At 34.3% G+C, this 18,957-nt stretch carries 21 protein-coding genes and 1 other annotated feature (1 of these 22 only partly in view); of the genes, 17 read left to right on the top strand and 4 right to left on the bottom strand.

The features are described 5' to 3' along the window. Positions 1–162 (bottom strand) — a binding site (T-box leader); it reaches 69 nt to the left of the window's first position. Between the two features lie 63 nt (positions 163–225). The 4 genes from BQ7474_RS01205 (at position 226) to BQ7474_RS01220 (ending at position 3,673) form a co-directional block, all read left to right on the top strand. Further along, positions 226–723 (top strand): transcription repressor NadR, encoded by a 498-nt coding sequence (locus BQ7474_RS01205; protein WP_073997248.1) that lies wholly within the window; start codon positions 226–228, stop codon positions 721–723. 70 nt (positions 724–793) lie between these two features. Then, entirely contained in the window at positions 794–1,813 is a 1,020-nt protein-coding gene (locus BQ7474_RS01210; protein WP_073997249.1) for a PTS sugar transporter subunit IIC, read from the top strand. 106 nt (positions 1,814–1,919) lie between these two features. Further along, entirely contained in the window at positions 1,920–2,705 is a 786-nt protein-coding gene (locus tag BQ7474_RS01215) for an Mrp/NBP35 family ATP-binding protein (protein ID WP_073997250.1), read from the top strand. 8 nt (positions 2,706–2,713) lie between these two features. Continuing rightward, positions 2,714–3,673: a DUF1002 domain-containing protein gene (locus BQ7474_RS01220; RefSeq protein ID WP_073997251.1), complete on the top strand. Its 960-nt coding sequence runs from the start codon at positions 2,714–2,716 to the stop codon at positions 3,671–3,673. Between the two features lie 40 nt (positions 3,674–3,713). Here the strand turns inward: BQ7474_RS01220 and BQ7474_RS01225 are convergent, their stop codons facing one another. The 4 genes from BQ7474_RS01225 to BQ7474_RS01240 form a co-directional block, all read right to left on the bottom strand. Then, positions 3,714–4,949: a C40 family peptidase gene (locus BQ7474_RS01225; protein ID WP_073997252.1), complete on the bottom strand. Its 1,236-nt coding sequence runs from the start codon at positions 4,947–4,949 to the stop codon at positions 3,714–3,716. A gap of 60 nt (positions 4,950–5,009) precedes the next feature. Continuing rightward, the gene (locus tag BQ7474_RS01230; protein ID WP_073997253.1) at positions 5,010–5,594 is read right to left on the bottom strand and encodes an HD domain-containing protein; all 585 of its coding nucleotides are present in this window, start codon (positions 5,592–5,594) and stop codon (positions 5,010–5,012) included. A gap of 98 nt (positions 5,595–5,692) precedes the next feature. Continuing rightward, complete coding sequence (locus tag BQ7474_RS01235) at positions 5,693–6,835, bottom strand: MFS transporter (RefSeq protein WP_235821452.1); 1,143 nt, start codon at positions 6,833–6,835, stop codon at positions 5,693–5,695. 249 nt (positions 6,836–7,084) lie between these two features. Then, positions 7,085–7,366, bottom strand: coding sequence for a GNAT family N-acetyltransferase (locus BQ7474_RS01240; RefSeq protein WP_073997255.1), 282 nt, complete (start codon positions 7,364–7,366; stop codon positions 7,085–7,087). Positions 7,367–7,432: 66 nt separating this feature from the next. Here BQ7474_RS01240 and BQ7474_RS01245 point away from each other — a divergent pair, with 66 nt between their 5' ends. The 13 genes from BQ7474_RS01245 (at position 7,433) to BQ7474_RS01305 (ending at position 18,955) form a co-directional block, all read left to right on the top strand. Next, entirely contained in the window at positions 7,433–8,206 is a 774-nt protein-coding gene (locus tag BQ7474_RS01245) for a hypothetical protein (protein WP_073997256.1), read from the top strand. A 26-nt stretch (positions 8,207–8,232) separates the two neighbouring features. Then, positions 8,233–8,589, top strand: a complete 357-nt coding sequence (locus tag BQ7474_RS01250; protein WP_073997257.1) for a hypothetical protein — start codon at positions 8,233–8,235, stop codon at positions 8,587–8,589. 192 nt (positions 8,590–8,781) lie between these two features. Beyond that, positions 8,782–10,152 (top strand): Trk system potassium transporter TrkA, encoded by a 1,371-nt coding sequence (trkA, locus tag BQ7474_RS01255; protein ID WP_073997258.1) that lies wholly within the window; start codon positions 8,782–8,784, stop codon positions 10,150–10,152. A 2-nt stretch (positions 10,153–10,154) separates the two neighbouring features. Next, positions 10,155–11,615 carry a TrkH family potassium uptake protein gene (locus BQ7474_RS01260; protein ID WP_073997259.1) on the top strand — a complete coding sequence of 487 codons (1,461 nt, stop codon included), beginning with the start codon at positions 10,155–10,157 and terminating at the stop codon, positions 11,613–11,615. A 975-nt stretch (positions 11,616–12,590) separates the two neighbouring features. Next, on the top strand, positions 12,591–13,625 hold the full coding sequence (locus tag BQ7474_RS01265) for an ABC transporter substrate-binding protein (RefSeq protein WP_073997260.1): 1,035 nt from the start codon (positions 12,591–12,593) through the stop codon (positions 13,623–13,625). A 10-nt stretch (positions 13,626–13,635) separates the two neighbouring features. After that, positions 13,636–14,709, top strand: coding sequence for an ABC transporter ATP-binding protein (locus BQ7474_RS01270; protein WP_073997261.1), 1,074 nt, complete (start codon positions 13,636–13,638; stop codon positions 14,707–14,709). Continuing rightward, positions 14,706–15,530, top strand: coding sequence for an ABC transporter permease (locus tag BQ7474_RS01275; protein WP_073997262.1), 825 nt, complete (start codon positions 14,706–14,708; stop codon positions 15,528–15,530). The genes BQ7474_RS01270 and BQ7474_RS01275 overlap by 4 nt, the downstream gene beginning before the upstream one ends. Beyond that, the gene (locus tag BQ7474_RS01280; protein WP_073997263.1) at positions 15,527–16,324 is read left to right on the top strand and encodes an ABC transporter permease; all 798 of its coding nucleotides are present in this window, start codon (positions 15,527–15,529) and stop codon (positions 16,322–16,324) included. The genes BQ7474_RS01275 and BQ7474_RS01280 overlap by 4 nt, the downstream gene beginning before the upstream one ends. Positions 16,325–16,512: 188 nt before the next feature. Continuing rightward, positions 16,513–16,953, top strand: a complete 441-nt coding sequence (rplM, locus tag BQ7474_RS01285; protein ID WP_073997264.1) for a 50S ribosomal protein L13 — start codon at positions 16,513–16,515, stop codon at positions 16,951–16,953. Between the two features lie 10 nt (positions 16,954–16,963). Next, entirely contained in the window at positions 16,964–17,356 is a 393-nt protein-coding gene (gene rpsI / locus BQ7474_RS01290) for a 30S ribosomal protein S9 (protein WP_073997265.1), read from the top strand. Between the two features lie 73 nt (positions 17,357–17,429). Continuing rightward, on the top strand, positions 17,430–18,077 hold the full coding sequence (locus BQ7474_RS01295) for an epoxyqueuosine reductase QueH (RefSeq protein ID WP_073997266.1): 648 nt from the start codon (positions 17,430–17,432) through the stop codon (positions 18,075–18,077). A gap of 64 nt (positions 18,078–18,141) precedes the next feature. Further along, positions 18,142–18,453 carry a hypothetical protein gene (locus BQ7474_RS01300; protein WP_073997267.1) on the top strand — a complete coding sequence of 104 codons (312 nt, stop codon included), beginning with the start codon at positions 18,142–18,144 and terminating at the stop codon, positions 18,451–18,453. Beyond that, a complete protein-coding gene (locus BQ7474_RS01305; protein ID WP_073997268.1) occupies positions 18,446–18,955 on the top strand; it encodes a ferritin in 510 nt (169 codons plus the stop codon). The genes BQ7474_RS01300 and BQ7474_RS01305 overlap by 8 nt, the downstream gene beginning before the upstream one ends. Positions 18,956–18,957 lie beyond the last annotated feature (2 nt).

Raw genomic sequence — 18,957 nt, forward strand, 5'->3', positions numbered from 1 at the left:
CATACATACTCTATTGCTATAACGGGCAATCCCGCCTTTAGATCAAGACATCCCCAAAGGTACTCCGAGTTTTTATTCACTAAACAAGCCTTTATCCCATTTCCACCGTCAGGGACTCTCTATAAAATTTAATCTAGCTACTCATCTCATCTTCGTTTTTACTTATAATACATTATAATTTAAAAATGTCAAGCTTTAAAGGTATATTAGTGAAAGAGGTAATAAATGAAAATAAGTGATAGGCAAAATCAGATAATAAAAATTTTACAAGAAGAAGAATATCCCCAAAGTGGACAAGCTTTAGCCCAAAAATTTGGTGTTTCTAGGCAAATTATAGTAAAAGACATAGGAGTTTTGAAGGCTTTTGGTATCAATATCATATCTACAAATAGGGGATACAAGATAGATGGGGAGGGTTCATTGACATATATCCTAGAATCTCGCCATGAGGATAAGGATATAAGAGATGAGCTAAATACTATTGTCGACAACGGTGGGGTCATAGTAGATGTCTTCATCAACCATCCTGTTTACGGGGTGATAAAAAAAGATTTGGACATACATTCTAGAACTGGCGTTACAAATTTTGTCAAAAATATGACTTCTTCCATTCCTTTGAAAAATTTGACAGAGGGTATCCACTACCACACCATAAAGGTCAAAAATCAGGAAGATTTTGATAAGATCAAAGAATCTTTAGAGGAGAAGGGATACTTAAAATAATTTCTTAGTGTATATACAATTAAATGTTTTTGTGCTATACTTAACGAAAAGCATTTGAAAAGGAATTAGCATGAAAAAATATTTACAAGAACAAAACATCGACCTTTCAGCTAAGGTCTACTTTATCGATGCACTTGGAGCCATGGCCTTTGGTCTTTTTGCATCGCTTTTGGTGGGAACTATTTTAAATTCTATAGGAACTAGTTTTGGCATAGATTTTCTAACAGAGCGTATATGGCCACTTGTTACTAAGTCCACAGGAGCAGCTATAGCTGTTTCTATAGCCTATGCTTTGAAGGCTCCTAGCCTAATCTTATTTGCAGTTACTATAGTTGGCAACGGAGCTTACGAACTTGGTGGGCCAGTAGGAGTTTATGTTGCGACAATCTTTGCGGTAGAATTTGGCAAGCTAGTATCAAAAAGAACTAAGTTAGACATAATAATTACGCCAGCCCTAACTATCTTAGTGGGTATCATTGTGGGAGACTTTATTGGGCCAGGAGTGTCAGCCTTTATGGCAAGCTTAGGCAATATCATAATGAGAGCAACCGAACTTCAGCCATTTTTGATGGGTATTGTGGTTGCTGTTCTTGTAGGTCTTGCCCTAACTTTGCCAATATCATCAGCTGCTATTTGTATGATGTTATTCCTATCAGGCCTTGCTGGTGGAGCTGCAACAGTAGGATGTTCAGCGCAAATGATTGGCTTTGCCGTAATTTCCTATAAGGATAATGGCCTAGAAGGACTTCTTGCCCAAGGTCTTGGAACCTCTATGTTCCAAGTGCCAAATACCATCAAAAACCCTCGGATATGGCTGCCGCCGACTCTTGCTGGTGCAATCCTTGGGCCACTTGCGACAGTAGTTTTTAAAATGGAAAACTCAGCATTGGGATCAGGCATGGGAACTAGTGGACTTGTAGGACAAATTGCTACAATTAATACCATGGCTGGGGCCAGACCAGTAAGTATCTTGCTTTTGCAAATACTTCTCCTACACTTCATTTTGCCAGGGGTCTTATCCTTTATAATTTATAAAATAATGGGCAAAAAAGGTCTTATCAAAGATGGAGACATGAAGATTGATTTTTAGGACTTTAGAATATTTAAAGTCGTCTTTATGGAAATTTAATAAAAATTAGATATAATCATAAAAAGAGCATCATAGGATGCTTTTTTTAAATACAAAGGAGTTAATAATGGAAACAAAAAGAAATTTTGACCAATTTAAAGTGAATCTAAACGAAGGTTCATCAATTGGTCATGTTATAGCAATCATGTCTGGTAAGGGTGGGGTAGGCAAATCCTCAGTAACTAGTATGCTTGCTAATAAATTAAACAAAGAAGGATACAAAGTTGGAGTTTTTGATGCAGACGTGACAGGCCCATCTATCCCACAAGCCTTTGGTATAAATGACAATGTTAGAGGAACCAAGGAAGGTTTGATGTATCCAGGCATCAGCCGAGATGGTGTTGAAGTTATATCTGTAAATATGATTTTGCCAAATAAGACAGATCCAGTTGTGTGGAGATCATCAATAGTAACCGGTGTTATCAAACAGTTCTACTCAGATGTAGATTGGGGCAAGCTTGATTACCTACTAATCGATATGCCACCAGGAACAAGCGATGTGCCACTTACAGTTTTCCAATCACTACCAATAGATGGGATTGTAGCAGTAGCAACTCCACAAGGCTTGGTTGAAATGGTTGTAGAAAAATCATTAAAGATGGCCAAGATGATGGGTAAGGATGTCATAGGCATAGTAGAAAATATGTCATATTTCAAATGCCCAGATTGTGGAAGTGTCCACAAGATTTTTGGAGAAAGCAATATTGATCAGGTTGCAACAAAACATGGCATAGATACAGTAGCAAAACTACCAATAGATCCACAAATAGCAGAACTAATAGATAAGGGCCTTATAGAGGATAAGAACCCAAGTGAACTTGATCCAATAGTTCAAAAAATCACAAGTTTATAGGAGGGGTTATGAAAAAGAGATTAATAGCACTTTTGTGCGCCTTTGCCCTAGTGATACCAAGCCTAGCCTTTGCAGCAGGCAAAGATAAAAACGATGTAATATACGGAGTTGCCCTAGATGATAAAAAACAAGAACAAATGAACGATGTCTTTGGAATAAAGGCAGGGGATGCAAACACTAATTTTTCATCTGTAAATGGCAAAGATTTAGAAAAATATCTTGGCTATGAGGCTCCAGATGGAAATATGATTTCATCTGTATATATAAAATATTTGCCAGATAATTCTGGTATTAAGGTAAATATTAGCACACCAGCAAATATTACCCAAATAACCAATGGCCAATACACAAATGCTGCTATAACAGCTGGCATTACAGATGCAGACATATTTGTGGCAAGTCCAACACCAGTTACCGGTGAATCTGCCTTAGTTGGTGTTTACAAGGCCCTTGAAGAAAAGGGACAAGAAATCGACCCACAAAGGGCGAAAGTTGCTCAAGAAGAGCTTGAAACCGTAACAGAGATTGCAAAAGAAAACAAAGACAAAATTGATTTTGATCCTAAAGAGCTTGATAAGCTAGTAATTGAAGTAAAACAAAAATTAGCCAGCCACAAGGAAGAAACTGGCCAAAGTGCATCAACTGAACAGATAGGTATATACATCAACGATGCATTAAAAAATCTCAACCTTGAAAATATTTTAAGCGATAACAATATAAATATTTTAATAAATTATTTTGATAAATACCAAGACTCATCAGCTATTGATAGTAAAGAAGTAAAGGAAAATCTTATTAAATTTGGCAACGAACTAGCAAATAATGCCAACGAGTTTTATAAAAATAATAAGGATTCAATTGATGATGTAGTCAACCAAGCCCAAGAAAGTGGTTTGCTTGATTCAATCCTAGACTTTTTTAGGTCAATTGTAAACTCTATAGCAAATTTATTTTCATCAAATAATTAGACAAAAAAAATCCAGACTCTCAAATGAGGTCTGGATTTTGCTATTGTACTATTCTTTTTATAGAGATTGGATTTCTAATAGGACTTATTATAATTCCAACTCTTGGGCTAGATGCGTGGATCATATTGCCATTGCCATCAGCCATAGCAACGTGGGTGATGTTATTAAGGCTTGTTCCAAAAAATACTAAGTCCCCAGCTTGTTCTTGGCCAAATGGAATTTCTACTCCATATCTTTGTTGGCTTTGAGCAAAATGTGGCAACTCTATGCCTATTTGCCTATAGATTTGCATGGTAAAACCGGAACAATCTATACCGTTTGTAAGGGATACGCCACCTAGAACATAAGGACGGCCTACAAATTGGGTAGCCCATTTATAAAGCTCTACACCTACTGGATTGCCAGTAACTGGAACTTCAATCACAGATGTGTTTGTATCGTTATTTTGGATATTTTCGTAAGTAGTTATTGTTTCATAATGAGTTTCTTGGATTTGTCTAACTTGGTTTCTGATAGACTCTTCATATTCCAAAGTTTCTTTGATATGTTTATTCATATCCTCATATGTATTTTTTAACTTTTTCAATTCTTCCTTGTCTTTTTTAGAAATAGCAAGGGAGGATAGCTTGACATATCCTGTTACAGCTTCTTTTAGTTTATCTTTATCCTTACCAATTTCTACTGTTTGTGGACTTTCGGATAGGGTAACTACTTCTGGAATATCCTTAATAGAATCATCTAAAGTGACCGTCTTTACTCCAGAATCTTTATCATCTGATAGGCTAAAAAGCAAGTCATTGTTGGATAAGTCCTCGATATCTGTTACGTTGATCTTTCTGTTATCCTTATAACTTTCATCATAAGAAACTTTCACAAATTCAGAATCTTTTACAAATTCTAAGATAGTTACTTTTGTTTGCTCCAAGAGCTTGTAGGGAGCGGAGTTTGTAGATTCGCTATTAGCTTCGCTTTTTAGATTTGTGGCATCTATAATATTAGACTGGCTAAGCCTATAAAACCAAGATTTACCAACATAGCCAGTTTTTCCGTCAAAATTAATTTGGTACCAATTTTCATCTTCATCTTTAATTTCATACATAGTAAAATCTTCTATACCACCTAAGATTTCACTATTTGTATCCTTTTCGCTACGTACATTAACACCAGGGCTTGTTTCTTTATTTAAAATAATAGAATCAGCGTAAGCCGTGTTTGAAATGAAAATTTGAGAAAGGATTAAAGATGTGATTAATAATTTTTTTATACTTACAGACATTCAATTCTCCTAATTTATTACATAATAATTTTATTAGATAATAAATTTTCTGTCAAATAATCAGTACTTTTCAAACAAAATATATGCGAAATCTACAAGGTCTTTGGAAAAACTATTGCGTAGGTAGGCTGGATCGAGCCTATTTATCCTAACCCTATCAAGACCATCGGCATCCTTAAAGAGCTTCGCCAAAAATAGGGCCCTATCAAAGTCTGCGACCTCATATTCTCTTATAATTTCTTCCATATATTTATCATCTGTAGAGTGAGCGGTTATAACTGCTTGGAGGATATTAGTGTCGTCTTTATCTATATTGGCATATTTAATAGATTCACTTGCTGCACGTTTGCCATGGTCGGTATCCCAACCGTCATTAACTCTTTTTGTATCATGTAAGCTTGCAGCATAGCGAATTATATCTGTATCTCTCTTATCAAGTTCATATTTCCAGGCTAGGACTAGGGCAAAGAAAATAACTCTTTCTATGTGGTCTTGGCCGTGGACATTGCTTTTAAAAAGAATGTCAGTATTCAAATTTTCACAAGTATCAAGAAGGGTATCAAAATATTTTGAATCTTTAAATTCATTAAAAAATTCATAATCTTTGATCCATTCGTCTTTACAAACTATATCAACTATTCGCATAAATTCTCCTTTTGTAATATTTTATCATTTTGCATTGATTAAATAAAGTTAATATTTATTAATATAATAAAAAAAAGAGCGAGATTTTCGCTCTCAAATTACATTCTGGTTTTTCTCTCTTCATAGATATTTAAAATAAGCATCAAAGCATAAATCACACTAAAGGCTGAAAAAGCTAGGGTTAAGGAAGTTGTATTAAATGCTCTATTTATTCCCTCAAGGAAAAATGGAGCCAAAAATCCACCCACATTACATCCTATGAAAAGAAGATTATTTGCTATACGAGCCTGGGATCCTTTGGCAAATCTTGCAACTTCTGCAAATAAGTATGGTGTGCACAAGGATTGGGAAAAGGCAAGGAAAAACATAGAAACTAGGTAAATATACATATTGTAACCAAATAAGGCGATAACCATATTAAAGATTACATAAATGCTTAAACCTAGGTAGAGAGTTTTTTCTCTCAATAATTTATTGATTGCACCAAACATAAAGCCAAAAACCATACCAGAAATTGGCAAAATTAGCATATATAAGCTTACATCAGCATCAAGACCCTTTGCTAGGGTTGCAATTGTTGGAAATCTTACACTTATAGCTGTGTTATTCATTATAATAATTGCTATAAAAATTACATAAAATACTAATTGGCCACTTATTTTAAATTTACTATCATCCGTACTTTCAACATTTATATCAACTTCTGGAATTGTCCTATTAAAATTGAACATTATTAAAAAAGCAAAACCGTAAACTAAAAATGCAAGTTGCCACTCGATTTTGATTAGAAGTCCTGCAATAAACAATAGGGCCATTTGACCTATAAACTCTGCAGAAATTCTTATGCCGTGAAGCTTATTTGCCTCGTCTCCTTCAAAAAAAACATTTATGTAGTTGGCGCTGTGTCCAGTAAATAATCCAACACCAGCTCCCATCAAAAGACGGCTTATGATAATAGATGTATATGACTTAAATACTACTGGTGTAATCGCACTTAGCCCCACTAAAAATAGACCGGTATCCACGCACTTTTTCATACCGACTTTTTGGGTAATTTTTTCATTTAATAATATAGTCACAATTGATGCAATAGATGCTAGAGTTATCATCATCTCAGCATTTGTGATAGAAAGTCCTAAGTCTCTTTGCATAAAAGCAAGGGTACCAGATACTACACTATTGCTGGCAACATATATTGATAAGGCAAGTATTGCTATTTTTTTCCTTAAATCATTTTTCACCGAAATACCTCTTTTCATAAAAATATCATATCAAATGATAAATAAAAGGTAAATAATGTCACATTAGCGTAATGAATAAGAAAGGCCTAAAAATAGCCAATTCATATGTATTAATAAGAGAATAAGTTCAAATATTTGACTTTTGTAATAAATATTATGAAAAATAAAAAATATTATAAAAAGATTTGTAAAAAAGACAAAAAAACAAGAGTGCTCGATTAACTATGGCTAGCACTCCTGGTACTAATTTTATCTGGCGTCCACATCTCCGTATTTTTCTGGCTCTTGATCAAATTTCTTAACTGCATATGAGCAAATAGGGATGATCTTTACATTTTCCTTTCTGGCAGCTTCACAAACTTCGTCAACTAGCTTAGATGCTAGACCTTGACCTTGGTAATTGCTATCAACAACTGTATGGGTGATAGCCCAAGTGTCATTTGTTTTTTCTTCGTATTGGCAGAAGCCAGCTTTTTTATCACCATCTAAAGCTTGAGCTTCGTGTTCTTCTTTCACTAATTTTATAATCATATTTTCACCTCATTGCATTTATACCCGAAAATAGGGTAAATATATAAAAGAAAAGAGGAGGTTGAAATGCAGAAAAAAGACTTTAAATTATCGAGCGTATTGATTATACACATTATTATGATCTTAATTGTTTTTCTATTAGGGAAATTATTTAACGGTCCATCCATAGATGGGGGAGATTCAGAACCTTCAATAATTTATTCGATTTTAGCAATGATTGTTAGTATTGTTACAAATATTATCCTAGCACATGGTTTATTATTTAATAGGATGGGTACGGTTTCAGAATATTTAGATGGAATCCATGTTATAAATCCATCAAACTTTGGAGTTAGCCTATTATTAAATGTAATCCCAACTATAGCAATGACTTTAATTGGAACAGTTTTTGCTGCATCTTTAACTGTTAGCCTTCTGGCAGGAAACTATAGTGGCCTGGGATCTTTTGCCTTTGGTCTAATAATAATACTTGTATTATCGACTATATATTATATTTTTACCGCCTACCAATTTTTTGTCATAGCTGACAATCCAAAGATGCCTTTTGGAGATCTTTTTAAAAAAGTATTTGTTGTTGGTAAAAATTTGGCTGGGCAAACAGTAAAGGTATTTTTGAAATGGATATTACTTCCTGTAATTATTTTTATAGTTTTGACAGTAGCCTTGTTTGGGGCGTCAAGTGGAGCTAATATTGGGGCAAGTATTCTTGCTGGGATTCTAAGCCTTGTTTTCATTGTTTATATAGTTGTCGCTTATGCATTTGTTATTAACCAACTATCATTAAACTACCTTGACTACAAGGGAAGATATGAAAATGAAGCATCCAAGAAGATACTTTAGCAATAGAAGGAGGTCTTGCCTTTAAAATGGTGGATATATCTTTTAAGAAAATATTATTTGCCCTAAGCCTAGCTTTATACTTAGCCTATAACATCTTTTTATATTCTGATATTGATGGAATAATGGGAATGATATTCTTCTCATTTGCTTTGGTATCTGGGACTTTCCTAGCTGAGGATATAGGAAAAGACAGGGGTGAAAAAACTAAGAATATATTTTTTATAATAATGATACTTATTATATTAGCCATATCGATATATGGGATCATAACCCACAATCCACGCCATATGTGGCTAAGGATTATTATACCAGCTATTATTAGGGGCATATTTATTTGGGCTATAGTTTATATACTTAAAAGATCTAATAGAAAACAAGTATAAAAGCTAACTTTAATTCAGTTGGATTTTATTTCTCTTTGTAAATATAAGTTTTTACCATAAAGTAATAATATTAATTTACTAGAGTCTGGATGATATGCCCTATACTTTTAGATTAAAGTCATTAGAAAGACTATTATTTATACTTGAATTTAAATATATAAATTCTATACTAGTTAGGCTTAGGAGGTATAGATGAACATTATTATCCTGGGAGCTGTTAAGGTCGGCTCTTATCTTACAGAAGAATTATCTTTACAAGATCATGATATTTTGGTCATTGACCAAGATAAGGATATCTTAAATAAATTATTAGAACAAAACGATATTATGGCTCTTGTTGGTGATGGAACAGATATCGATGTGTTGAAAGAAGCAAATGTCAATAATTGTGACATATTTATAGCCTTAACAAGAAATGATGATACTAATATAATCTCTGTAGCCCTAGCAAGAAATTTGGGAGCAAAGGACATAATACTTAGGCTAAGAGATACTAAGTATGTTAACAATTTGGATAATATAGTAGAACTTACTGGTTCTAATCTAGTCATCAATCCAGAATACCTTGCTGCAAAAGAAATCCAGAGGTCTATCAAATATTCTCATGCTAGAAATGTACAAAGCTTCCTAGAAGATAGATCAATGATGCTAGAGATTACTATTAGTGAAAATTCTAGACTTGCTGGTCTTAAACTTAGTGAGGCTGACTCATATTTAAATCAATTTGATGTTCTTATAGGCATAGTAAATGACCATGGAGAAATCAGTATACCTAGGGGGGATTTTATCCTAGGACCAGGACAAAAGATTTATATAATGGGAACAAAAGATGATGTAGATACCTTCTATAAAGCTGAGATTCCTGAGAGTATAAGGATGAAAGATGTGCTTATTATAGGAGCAAGCTCCTTAAGCTCGCATCTTACTAGGCTATTACTTGAGAGAAATTTCAATGTTACAGTAATTGAAATTGATAGAGAGAAGGCGATCAATCTCCAAGAGCAATATGCTGAGGCTGTTGTAATAAATGCTGATGGCTCAGACCCTGATATATTAGAAGAAGCTAGGGTTGAAAGCTTCGATGCTGTTGTAGCCCTTACAGGCATGGATGAAGAAAATATCTTGATAGCCCTTATTGCTGAAAAATATGGAATTGAAAAAATCATAGCCAAGGTAAATAGAACAAGCTTGCTAAAGATAACTGGAATCTTAGACCTAGATGCAACTTTTACTCCAAAATCTGTAGCCTCTAACTATATCAACAGAGTCATCAGGTCCAAGGTTGATTCAAAGGATATATCAACCTTAAATAACCTCTTTAAGTTAGAAGATGACCAAGTAGAAGTCCTAGAGTTTGAAGTAAGCGAAAACTCTTTTCTATTTAACCGCAGTTTGAAAGAGATAAAGGTAAAAGATGACACCCTAGTTGCAATAATTGAACATAGGAATCGTGATGGATCGATTGAGGTTGCAACAGGAAATTCTGTCATAGAAAAAGGTGATAGGGTCCTAATTATTACGAAAAGTAAGAATATGGCCCAAGTTGATGATATATTGGAGTAAATATGAACATTAAAATTATAAATAACGCTATAGGAAGGCTATTGCAGGTACTAGCTTTATTGATGATTTTACCATTGATAGTTGCTTTTATTTATAAAGAAGGCACAAATGACAAATTATATTTCGTATTTCCAATCATCTTATCAGGCCTTTTAGGGACTATTTTAGTGAAAAAGGGAAGCGCCAAAGGTCATGTATTTACCAGAGAAGCTATGTTTACCACAGCTTTTTGCTGGGTCTTGTACTCTATTATAGAAGCTATACCCCTTTACCTGACACCAACAAATTATCCTGAATTTTTGGATGCCTTTTTTGAAATAGCAAGTGGTTTTACAACATGTGGTGCATCAGTTGCAACAAATGTAGACTTGCTACCTCACTCTATAATATTTTGGAGGTCTCTATCCCACTTGATAGGTGGTATGGGTATATTGGTATTTACCCTTGCGATTTTGCCAAAGCAAAACAAAGAAGCATCAAACCTAATGCAAGCAGAAGTGCCGGGACCAACCTTTGGTAAAATCACACCAAAACTTGCAGAAACAGCAAGGGTTTTATACATACTGTATCTTGCCTTAACCCTTGTAACTACAATAGCCCTCTTATTAGCTGGAATGAACTTATTTGATAGCATCATATTTGCTATGGGAGCTGCTGGAACTGGTGGATTTGCAAATCACGGTACAAGTGTAGCCTTCTATGATTCTAGGTCTATAGAAATTATCCTAGGGGTAGCTATGATGCTATTTGGAGTCAATTTCAATTTATATTATTATGCAATTATAAAATCTGTAAGAGAAAGCTTCAAATCAGAAGAGCTTTGGACATATATAGGGGTAATATTTGCCTCAAGTATCCTCATATTCATAAGTATAAGGCCAATTTATAACGATCCTTTATATTCTGGATCAAATGCGTTTTTTACAGTGTCATCTATAATCACAACGACTGGTTACGTATCAGCTGACTTTGGCAACTGGCCATTTTTTGCTAGACATTTACTAACTTTGTTAATGTTTATAGGTGGGTGTGCTGGTTCAACTGCTGGTGGATTAAAAGTTTCTAGAGTAGTGATGATGTTTAAATCAGCGATAAATCAAATAAAAACAGCTATAAATCCAAAGAGGATCACGGTAAACAGACTAGATGGCAAGAAGGTAGATGATGATGTCGAAATCTCAACCAATAGATATTTCTTAATCTACACTATATTATTTGTGATCTTTATGATAATTGTGTCAATAGATACTAGTGATTTTGAAACAGCATTCACAGCAGTTGCTGCAACAATGAATAACATAGGACCATATATTGGAGAACTTGGACCAATGGACACATTTGCAAGGATGAGCGATCTATCAAAATTCACATTAACCCTTGCTATGCTATTTGGAAGATTGGAATTATACCCAATGCTACTATTGGTATCTCCAATGACCTACAAAAATATAAAAAAGAAATAAAATATTTTACAAAAAACTTGATTTTTTAATTGACTTTTATAGTTTTAATTACTATAATTGCATTAACAATAAAATAATTAAATAAAAAACATTAAGAACACCTGTGGGGTAAGAACTGGTGGGGAATTTCTCACATTTATCCATACTTTAGACTCATTTATATGGATAAAACTCACAACCACAGGGGGCATATTGCCAAATCCGAATAATAAACTTCCTGCCTATAGGGTTTAAATAATGAGTAAATAGGTAGGATAATAAAATCCTTGTTCAAAATAATGTGCAAGGAATTTTTTTGCCCAAAAAGAGTTGGAGAAGATATTTTTTTAAATATCTTGGACTAAAATTTTTGTTTTTTGATTGGATGATTATCTTGTGATTTTTCGTTATTTAAGGATATACCTTCGACCTAAGGGGGTAGGGTCGAGGGGTAGCGGAGACCCCTACGTCCCTTCCCCCTTACACCCCCAAACCCTTTTTACCCCCACCGCCACTGCGTGGGGCAATGAGCAGTAGAAGTTCGCTCCGCGAATTCTTTTGCTTGGACTGTTAATAAAATATATACTGCACCACTAATCCTACAAATACTGCATCCACAGTGCTTAGAGGTGGGGAAATTGTGCTGTTTTCAAATTGCAGAATTTCGTTAAGAAATCGCACTGTTTGAGCGTAGCGAGTTTGCGATTTTAGAAATTCAAGATTTAGAAAACACCAATTTTTGTAGTCTATAATATGATTTCACCCTATCAAATCGTAAGAATTTGCATAGCAAATTCTTACAAGTCCTAGCACCACGCAGTGGCCGTTTCGAGGGGGTAGCAGAAAAGGGGGTATAAGGGGGAAAACCGGTTGGGGAGAATCGGAACTCCCCTGGGTTTTCCCCCTTAGGTCGAAGGCAAAACCTTAAATTATAAATAACTTAAAAGACATTAAAATAAATAATAAAACAAATTTTAAACTTTAAAAGGAGGGATTATGAAGAAAAAGAGCTTTTTAATATTAGCTTTAATATTATTATTATCATCTTGCTCATCAAGAGAAAAAAACCAAGTTGTTGTTTTTAACGCTGGAGAATATTTTGATTTGGATTTGATTCCTGAGTTTGAGAAAGAGACTGGGATTGATGTTATTTATGAAACCTTTACTTCTGATGAAGAGATGTTTATAAAGTTATCCCAATCATCAAACAACTATGATGTGATTTTTCCGTCAGATTATATGGTAGAAAGACTTAAGAAAAACGATATGCTTGAAAAGATAGATTTTTCGAATGTACCTAATTTTAAATACGTGGAAGATAAGTACAAGGGCCTTGGCTTTGACCCTGAAAATGAATACACAGTCCCATATTTCACATCACATTTTGGCATAGTTTATAACAAGGACATCATCAAAGAACCTATAACTAAGTGGGCCGATCTTTGGAATCCTAAGTATAAGAATGAGATTATAATGTACGATTTGCCAAGGCTTTCTATGTCTGTTGCCCTACAAAAACTTGGCTATTCTATCAATACAACAAATATGAATGAAATTGAAGAAGCCAAAGAGGAGTTAATCAAGCAAAAGCCTTTGGTTTACGCTTATCTTACTGATGAGGCTAGGGATTTAGTTGTTCAAGGTGATGCAGCTATTACTGTTATGTATTCTGGGGATGCGCTTTTGATGCAAAGTCAAAATGAAAACCTTGAGTATGTAATCCCTGAGGAAGGAATGAACTTACAAGTAGACTCCATGGCAATTCCAAAGGGTGCCCAAAATAAGAAAAATGCTGAAATTTTTATAAATTATTTCACAGATCCAGATGTTTCTGCAAAGAATGCTGAGTGGATGGAAGGTTTTACTTCAGTTGTATCAGGAGTTAGAGAGCAATTGCCATCTTATATTGCTGATTCTGATATTGCATATCCAGATTTTGAAAAAATGCCAAAACTTGAGATGTTCAAGGACCTAGAAGGATTTATGCAAGTTTATAACGACAAATGGGTTGAAGTCCTAGCAAGCTATTAAAGGAGGGGAAATGAGTCAAGTATTAAATTTAGTTGGAATTAACAAAGAATTTGATGGCAAAAAGATCTTAAATGACATTAATCTATCAGTAGAAAGAGGAGAGTTTTTAACTTTAATAGGACCATCAGGATGTGGCAAGACAACAACTCTAAGAATAATTGGAGGTTTTGAAAAGCCAGATAGTGGAGAAGTGATATTTGAAGGTAAAGATATCTCAAAGCTCCCACCAAATGAGAGAAATATTAATACAGTTTTCCAAAACTACGCCCTTTTCCCTCACCTAAATGTATTCGACAATGTTGCCTTTGGCCTTAGGATAAAAAAAGTTTCTGAAAAGGAAATCAAAACAAAGGTTAAAAAGTCTCTGGCCTTGGTTGACTTGGAAAACTATGGAAATCGTGATATATCAAGGCTTTCTGGTGGGCAAAAACAAAGAGTTGCCATTGCCCGTGCCTTGGTAAATGAACCAGAGATTATTTTATTTGATGAACCTCTTGGAGCCCTTGACCTTAAACTTAGAAAAAGGATGCAAATTGAACTAAAAAACATCCAAAAAGAAGTAGGGATCACCTTTATATATGTAACTCACGACCAGGAAGAAGCTCTTTCTATGTCAGATAAGATTGCTGTAATGAATAAGGGAATCATAGAGCAATATGGTACACCACAATATATTTACGAAGAGCCAGTTAATGCCTTTGTTGCAAATTTCCTTGGAGATTCAAATATCTTTAGAGGAAAGATGGTCGATAGGTCAAAGGTTAGATTCCTAGACCACGAATTCCCATGTGTAGATAAGGTTATGCCTGGCAAAGATGTAAGTGTTATGCTTCGACCAGAATATCTCTACCTATCAAATGATGCTAGCCTAAGGGGTGTTGTTGAGAATACAATGTTTAAGGGAACTTACTACAATATTAAAGTAAGTGGCGAAGATTATTCTATAAATGTCCACTATCCAGAAAATGTAGAGATAGGCAGTGAAGTAGGTGTAGCCATAGATCCTGATGCCATCCATGTCATGGAAGAGCCGACAATAGAGGCAGATCCTTATGACAACCCACTAGTTGAGGAGCCATCATGAAGAAATATTTAAATATTTACCTAGTTTGGGCAGGCGTTTTTATAATATTGCCCCTAATATTGATTCTATTGTATTCATTTAACGGTTCAGAATCTATAGCCTTTGAAAACTTCACTTTTTCTTTTAGAAATTATCAGAGATTTTTTGAGCCAATTTACCTAAAAATGCTTGGGATAACCCTACTAATAGCTTTTTTGGCGACATTAGGTTGTTTATTGATAGGATATCCTGTTGCCTATATCATTTCTAGAATGGATGAAAATGTGGCCTCATCATTAATCTTTGTATTCATAATGCCTATGTGGATAAATTTGCTCTTGAGGACCTATGGTTGGATTACACTTCTTGGGAGAAATGGTGTTTTGAATAGGTTTTTAGTAAGCCTTGGCATGGACCCATTTGGAATAATGTATACACCAACAGCAGTTGTCTTGGGTATGATTTATGAATTTTTGCCATTTATGGTAATCCAAATTTATAATGCCCTTAGAAAAGTTGACCCAAACCTTATAGAAGCTGCCCTAGATTTAGGTGCTAATAGAAAAACAGTATTTAAAAAAGTAACCTTTCCGCTTTCACTTCCAGGAGTTTATACAGGAATTATAATGGTATTTATCCCTGCTATATCTACCTTTGTTGTATCAAATCTCTTGGGTGGACAAAAAGTTTATATGATAGGAAACCTCATAGACCAACAATTTACTTTCACTGGAAACTGGGGATTTGGATCGGCAACTGCAATAATTCTAATGCTTATACTAATCTTGGCCCTTGCAGTTCAAAGAAGATTTGGTAGAGACTTAGAGGGGGATATAGTATGAGAAAATTTCTAGCACGATTTTACACTAGTCTCGTATTTTTATTTTTGTACGCTCCGATTGTAGTAATGATTGTCTTTTCCTTTAATGACAGCAAACTACGTGGTCGCTGGGTTGGTTTTACAAGCGATTGGTATGTAGAATTATTTTCTAATCCTGAGATAATAGGAGCTGTAAGAACTACACTAATAGTGGCTATAGCTGCGACAATAATTGCTACAATAATAGGAACATTGTCAGCTATTGGCATATCAGAACTACGTGGGAAACGCAAGAATATGATATTAAATATTAACTATTTGCCAGTTTTAAACCCTGATATCATCACAGCCATATCTCTTATGGGCCTATATGGTTTCCTAAGGATGGAACTAGGGTACATTACTATGATTTTATCCCACATTATGTTTTGTATACCTTATGTTGTTTTGACAGTTTTGCCGGCAGTAGAAGCTATGGATAAAAATATCATAGAAGCCGCCCTAGATCTTGGGGCAACTCCAGCATATGCTATAAGAAAAGTTTTGATACCAAATATTAAAAATGGGATTTTGGCTGGAGCCTTGATATCTTTTACCCTATCAATTGATGACTTTGCCATATCCTATTTCACGTCAGGAAATGGCGTATCTAACCTATCTATGACTATATATGGCATGGCAAGACGTGGCATTAATCCATCTATCAACGCCCTATCGACAATAATATTTGTCATAGTATTTATATTCTTGTTTTTACAAAATAGGAAAGTCATCTTTGGCAAGAGTAAAGAAAACCCATCATATATGCCAGTATAGCTTGACAAAAAGCTTAATATATAGTAATATATATCAGTCGATTATAAAGTTTCTTCTTATGAAACTTTTCGATCAAATCGCGCTTCCTGTAAGCGATTTTAAAAACAAATGTCAGGACGAGTACAGCCGCCACCTATCAGCTGCGGTGTCTAAATATGATAGGCGAAAATTTTATAGGAGGAATATTGATGAAATATCAAAAAACTTACACACCTAGCGCATCAAACATCGATAGAAAATGGTATGTTGTAGATGCACAAGACATGGTGCTAGGTAGATTGGCTAGCCAAGTTGCAGCAATTTTAAGAGGAAAACACAAAGCTACATTTACTCCAAATATGGATACTGGAGATTATGTAATTGTAGTAAACGCTGAAAAAATCAGACTTACTGGTAACAAAAAAAACCAAAAAGAATACAAGAGATATTCAGGTTACACAGGTGGATTAAAAATCACAAAATACCAAGATATGATGGCAAAACACCCAGAAAGAATCGTTGAACATGCAGTAGTTGGCATGCTACCACACAACAAATTAGGTCGCCAAATGGCTAAAAAACTTAGAGTAGTAGTAGGACCAGAGCATAATCACGAAGCTCAAATGCCTGAAAAATTGGAATTAAAGTAAGGAGATTTAAATGGCAGATACAATTATTCAATCAACCGGACGTAGAAAATCTTCTGTTGCTAGAGTAACAATGAGACCAGGCAGCGGAAATATCGTAATAAACGGGCGTGATTTAGACAATTACTTTGACTTTGAAACATTAAAAATTATAGTAAAATCACCACTTAAGCTAACAGAAAATGAAAACAGTTATGACATCAAAGTTAATGTTAACGGTGGTGGATACAATGGTCAAGCTGGAGCAATCAGACATGCTATTGCAAGAGCTTTACTAGAAGTAAACCCTGACTATAGACAAGCTCTAAAAAGAGCAGGTTTTCTTACTCGTGACCCACGTAAAAAAGAAAGATACAAATTTGGTCAAAAGAAGGCAAGAAAATCTTCACAATTCTCAAAGAGATAATATTACAAAAATCACGAGCACATACAAGTTATGTGCTTTTTTTATGAGAAAATATAATGGTATAATTTAAACTATGAATAATATAAATTACAACCTTGAAATGGGAAAGATAATAGAAAAGAATAAAAAAGCTGGGATAAAGCCTAAACTTTTGATGCAAGTTTGTTGTGCCCCCTGTTCGACTACGGTTATGTATAGGATAAAGGATGATTTTGATATAGATATGTACTATTACAATCCTATGATATATCCAGCAAGCGAGCTTCTTAAGAGGACAAGAGAAGTAGCTAAGCTTTCTAAGCGCATGGGACTAGAAGCGAATCTCATAGTTCCAGAAAATGATATAAGAGATTTCTATGACATAGCAAAAATTAGAAAGGAAACCCCTGAAGGAGGCATGGCTTGCTATGCTTGTTATAAGCTTAGGCTCGAAGAAACAGCCAAGTATGCCAAAGAAAAGAACTACGATTATTTTTGTACGACCTTATCCATATCACCATACAAAAATTCCAAATGGATCAATGAGATAGGCAAAGATTTGGAAGAAAAATATAAGATCAAATACTTATATTCTGATTTCAAAAAAAGAAATGGCTATAAGATGTCCATAGATTTATCAAAAAAATATGACTTATACAGGCAATCTTATTGTGGTTGTGTATTTTCCTACAATGAGATTAAAGAGTACAAAAAAGAGATAAATAATACTACAGATGATTAAAATCTGTGGTATTTTTTTCTTATAATGGGTATTTGTATAATAACATAAGAAGAGGAAGTTTGTCATGAAAAATGTATCTTTAATTAAGAAAATAGAATTTAGAGAAAATTCTGGAGAAATCTATCCTGTTACTATTGATATAGGATCCGCTTTCGACAGAGATGGGATAACAGAAGTTTATTCCAAAATTAAAGATAAGAGTTTGCTTTCCGAAGACTCTCTTGTTTTAGGTGAAAATACCTTTACAATACAGGTCCTCTTGGAAAATATTCCCAAAATAGCAAAAATTTTATTGGATAATAACTTACCTTTTTATGGAATATACGTTCTGTATGACAATTTTTTAGAAATTAATGAAGGAGATAAAAATGAGTGAAAATGTATTAGATTTATTAAATGAACAAATGAACTTTGAGTATGAATCAGCTTATTTATACAAGGCTATGAGTGCTTATACCGATGATTTAGACCTAGATGGATTCACATCATGGCTTGATATCCAAGTTGAAGAAGAAATAATGCATGGAGAAGGCATGAGAAAATTCCTTCAATCAGTTGGATACAAACCACACTATACATCAATTAGCGAACCAAAATCTGAATACAGCAGTGTAACAGAAGTTATAAAAGAAGCCCTAGAACATGAAAAAGAAGTAACAAGAAGAATTACCCACATAGCTGATCTTGCACGTGAAAATGATCATCGTGTATTCTCATTTATCCAATGGTATATCGATGAGCAAGTTGAAGAAGAAGAAAACTTCACAAAAATGCTAACAAGACTAGAAAGAATTGGAGATGACTGGCATTCAGTTTATATGTTAGATAATGAACTAGGCAAGAGAGGACCAGCAGAAGCTCCTGATATAAATCTATAAAA

The organism is Anaerococcus urinomassiliensis, assembly GCF_900128425.1.
Classification (GTDB): Bacteria; Bacillota; Clostridia; order Tissierellales; family Peptoniphilaceae; genus Anaerococcus; species Anaerococcus urinomassiliensis.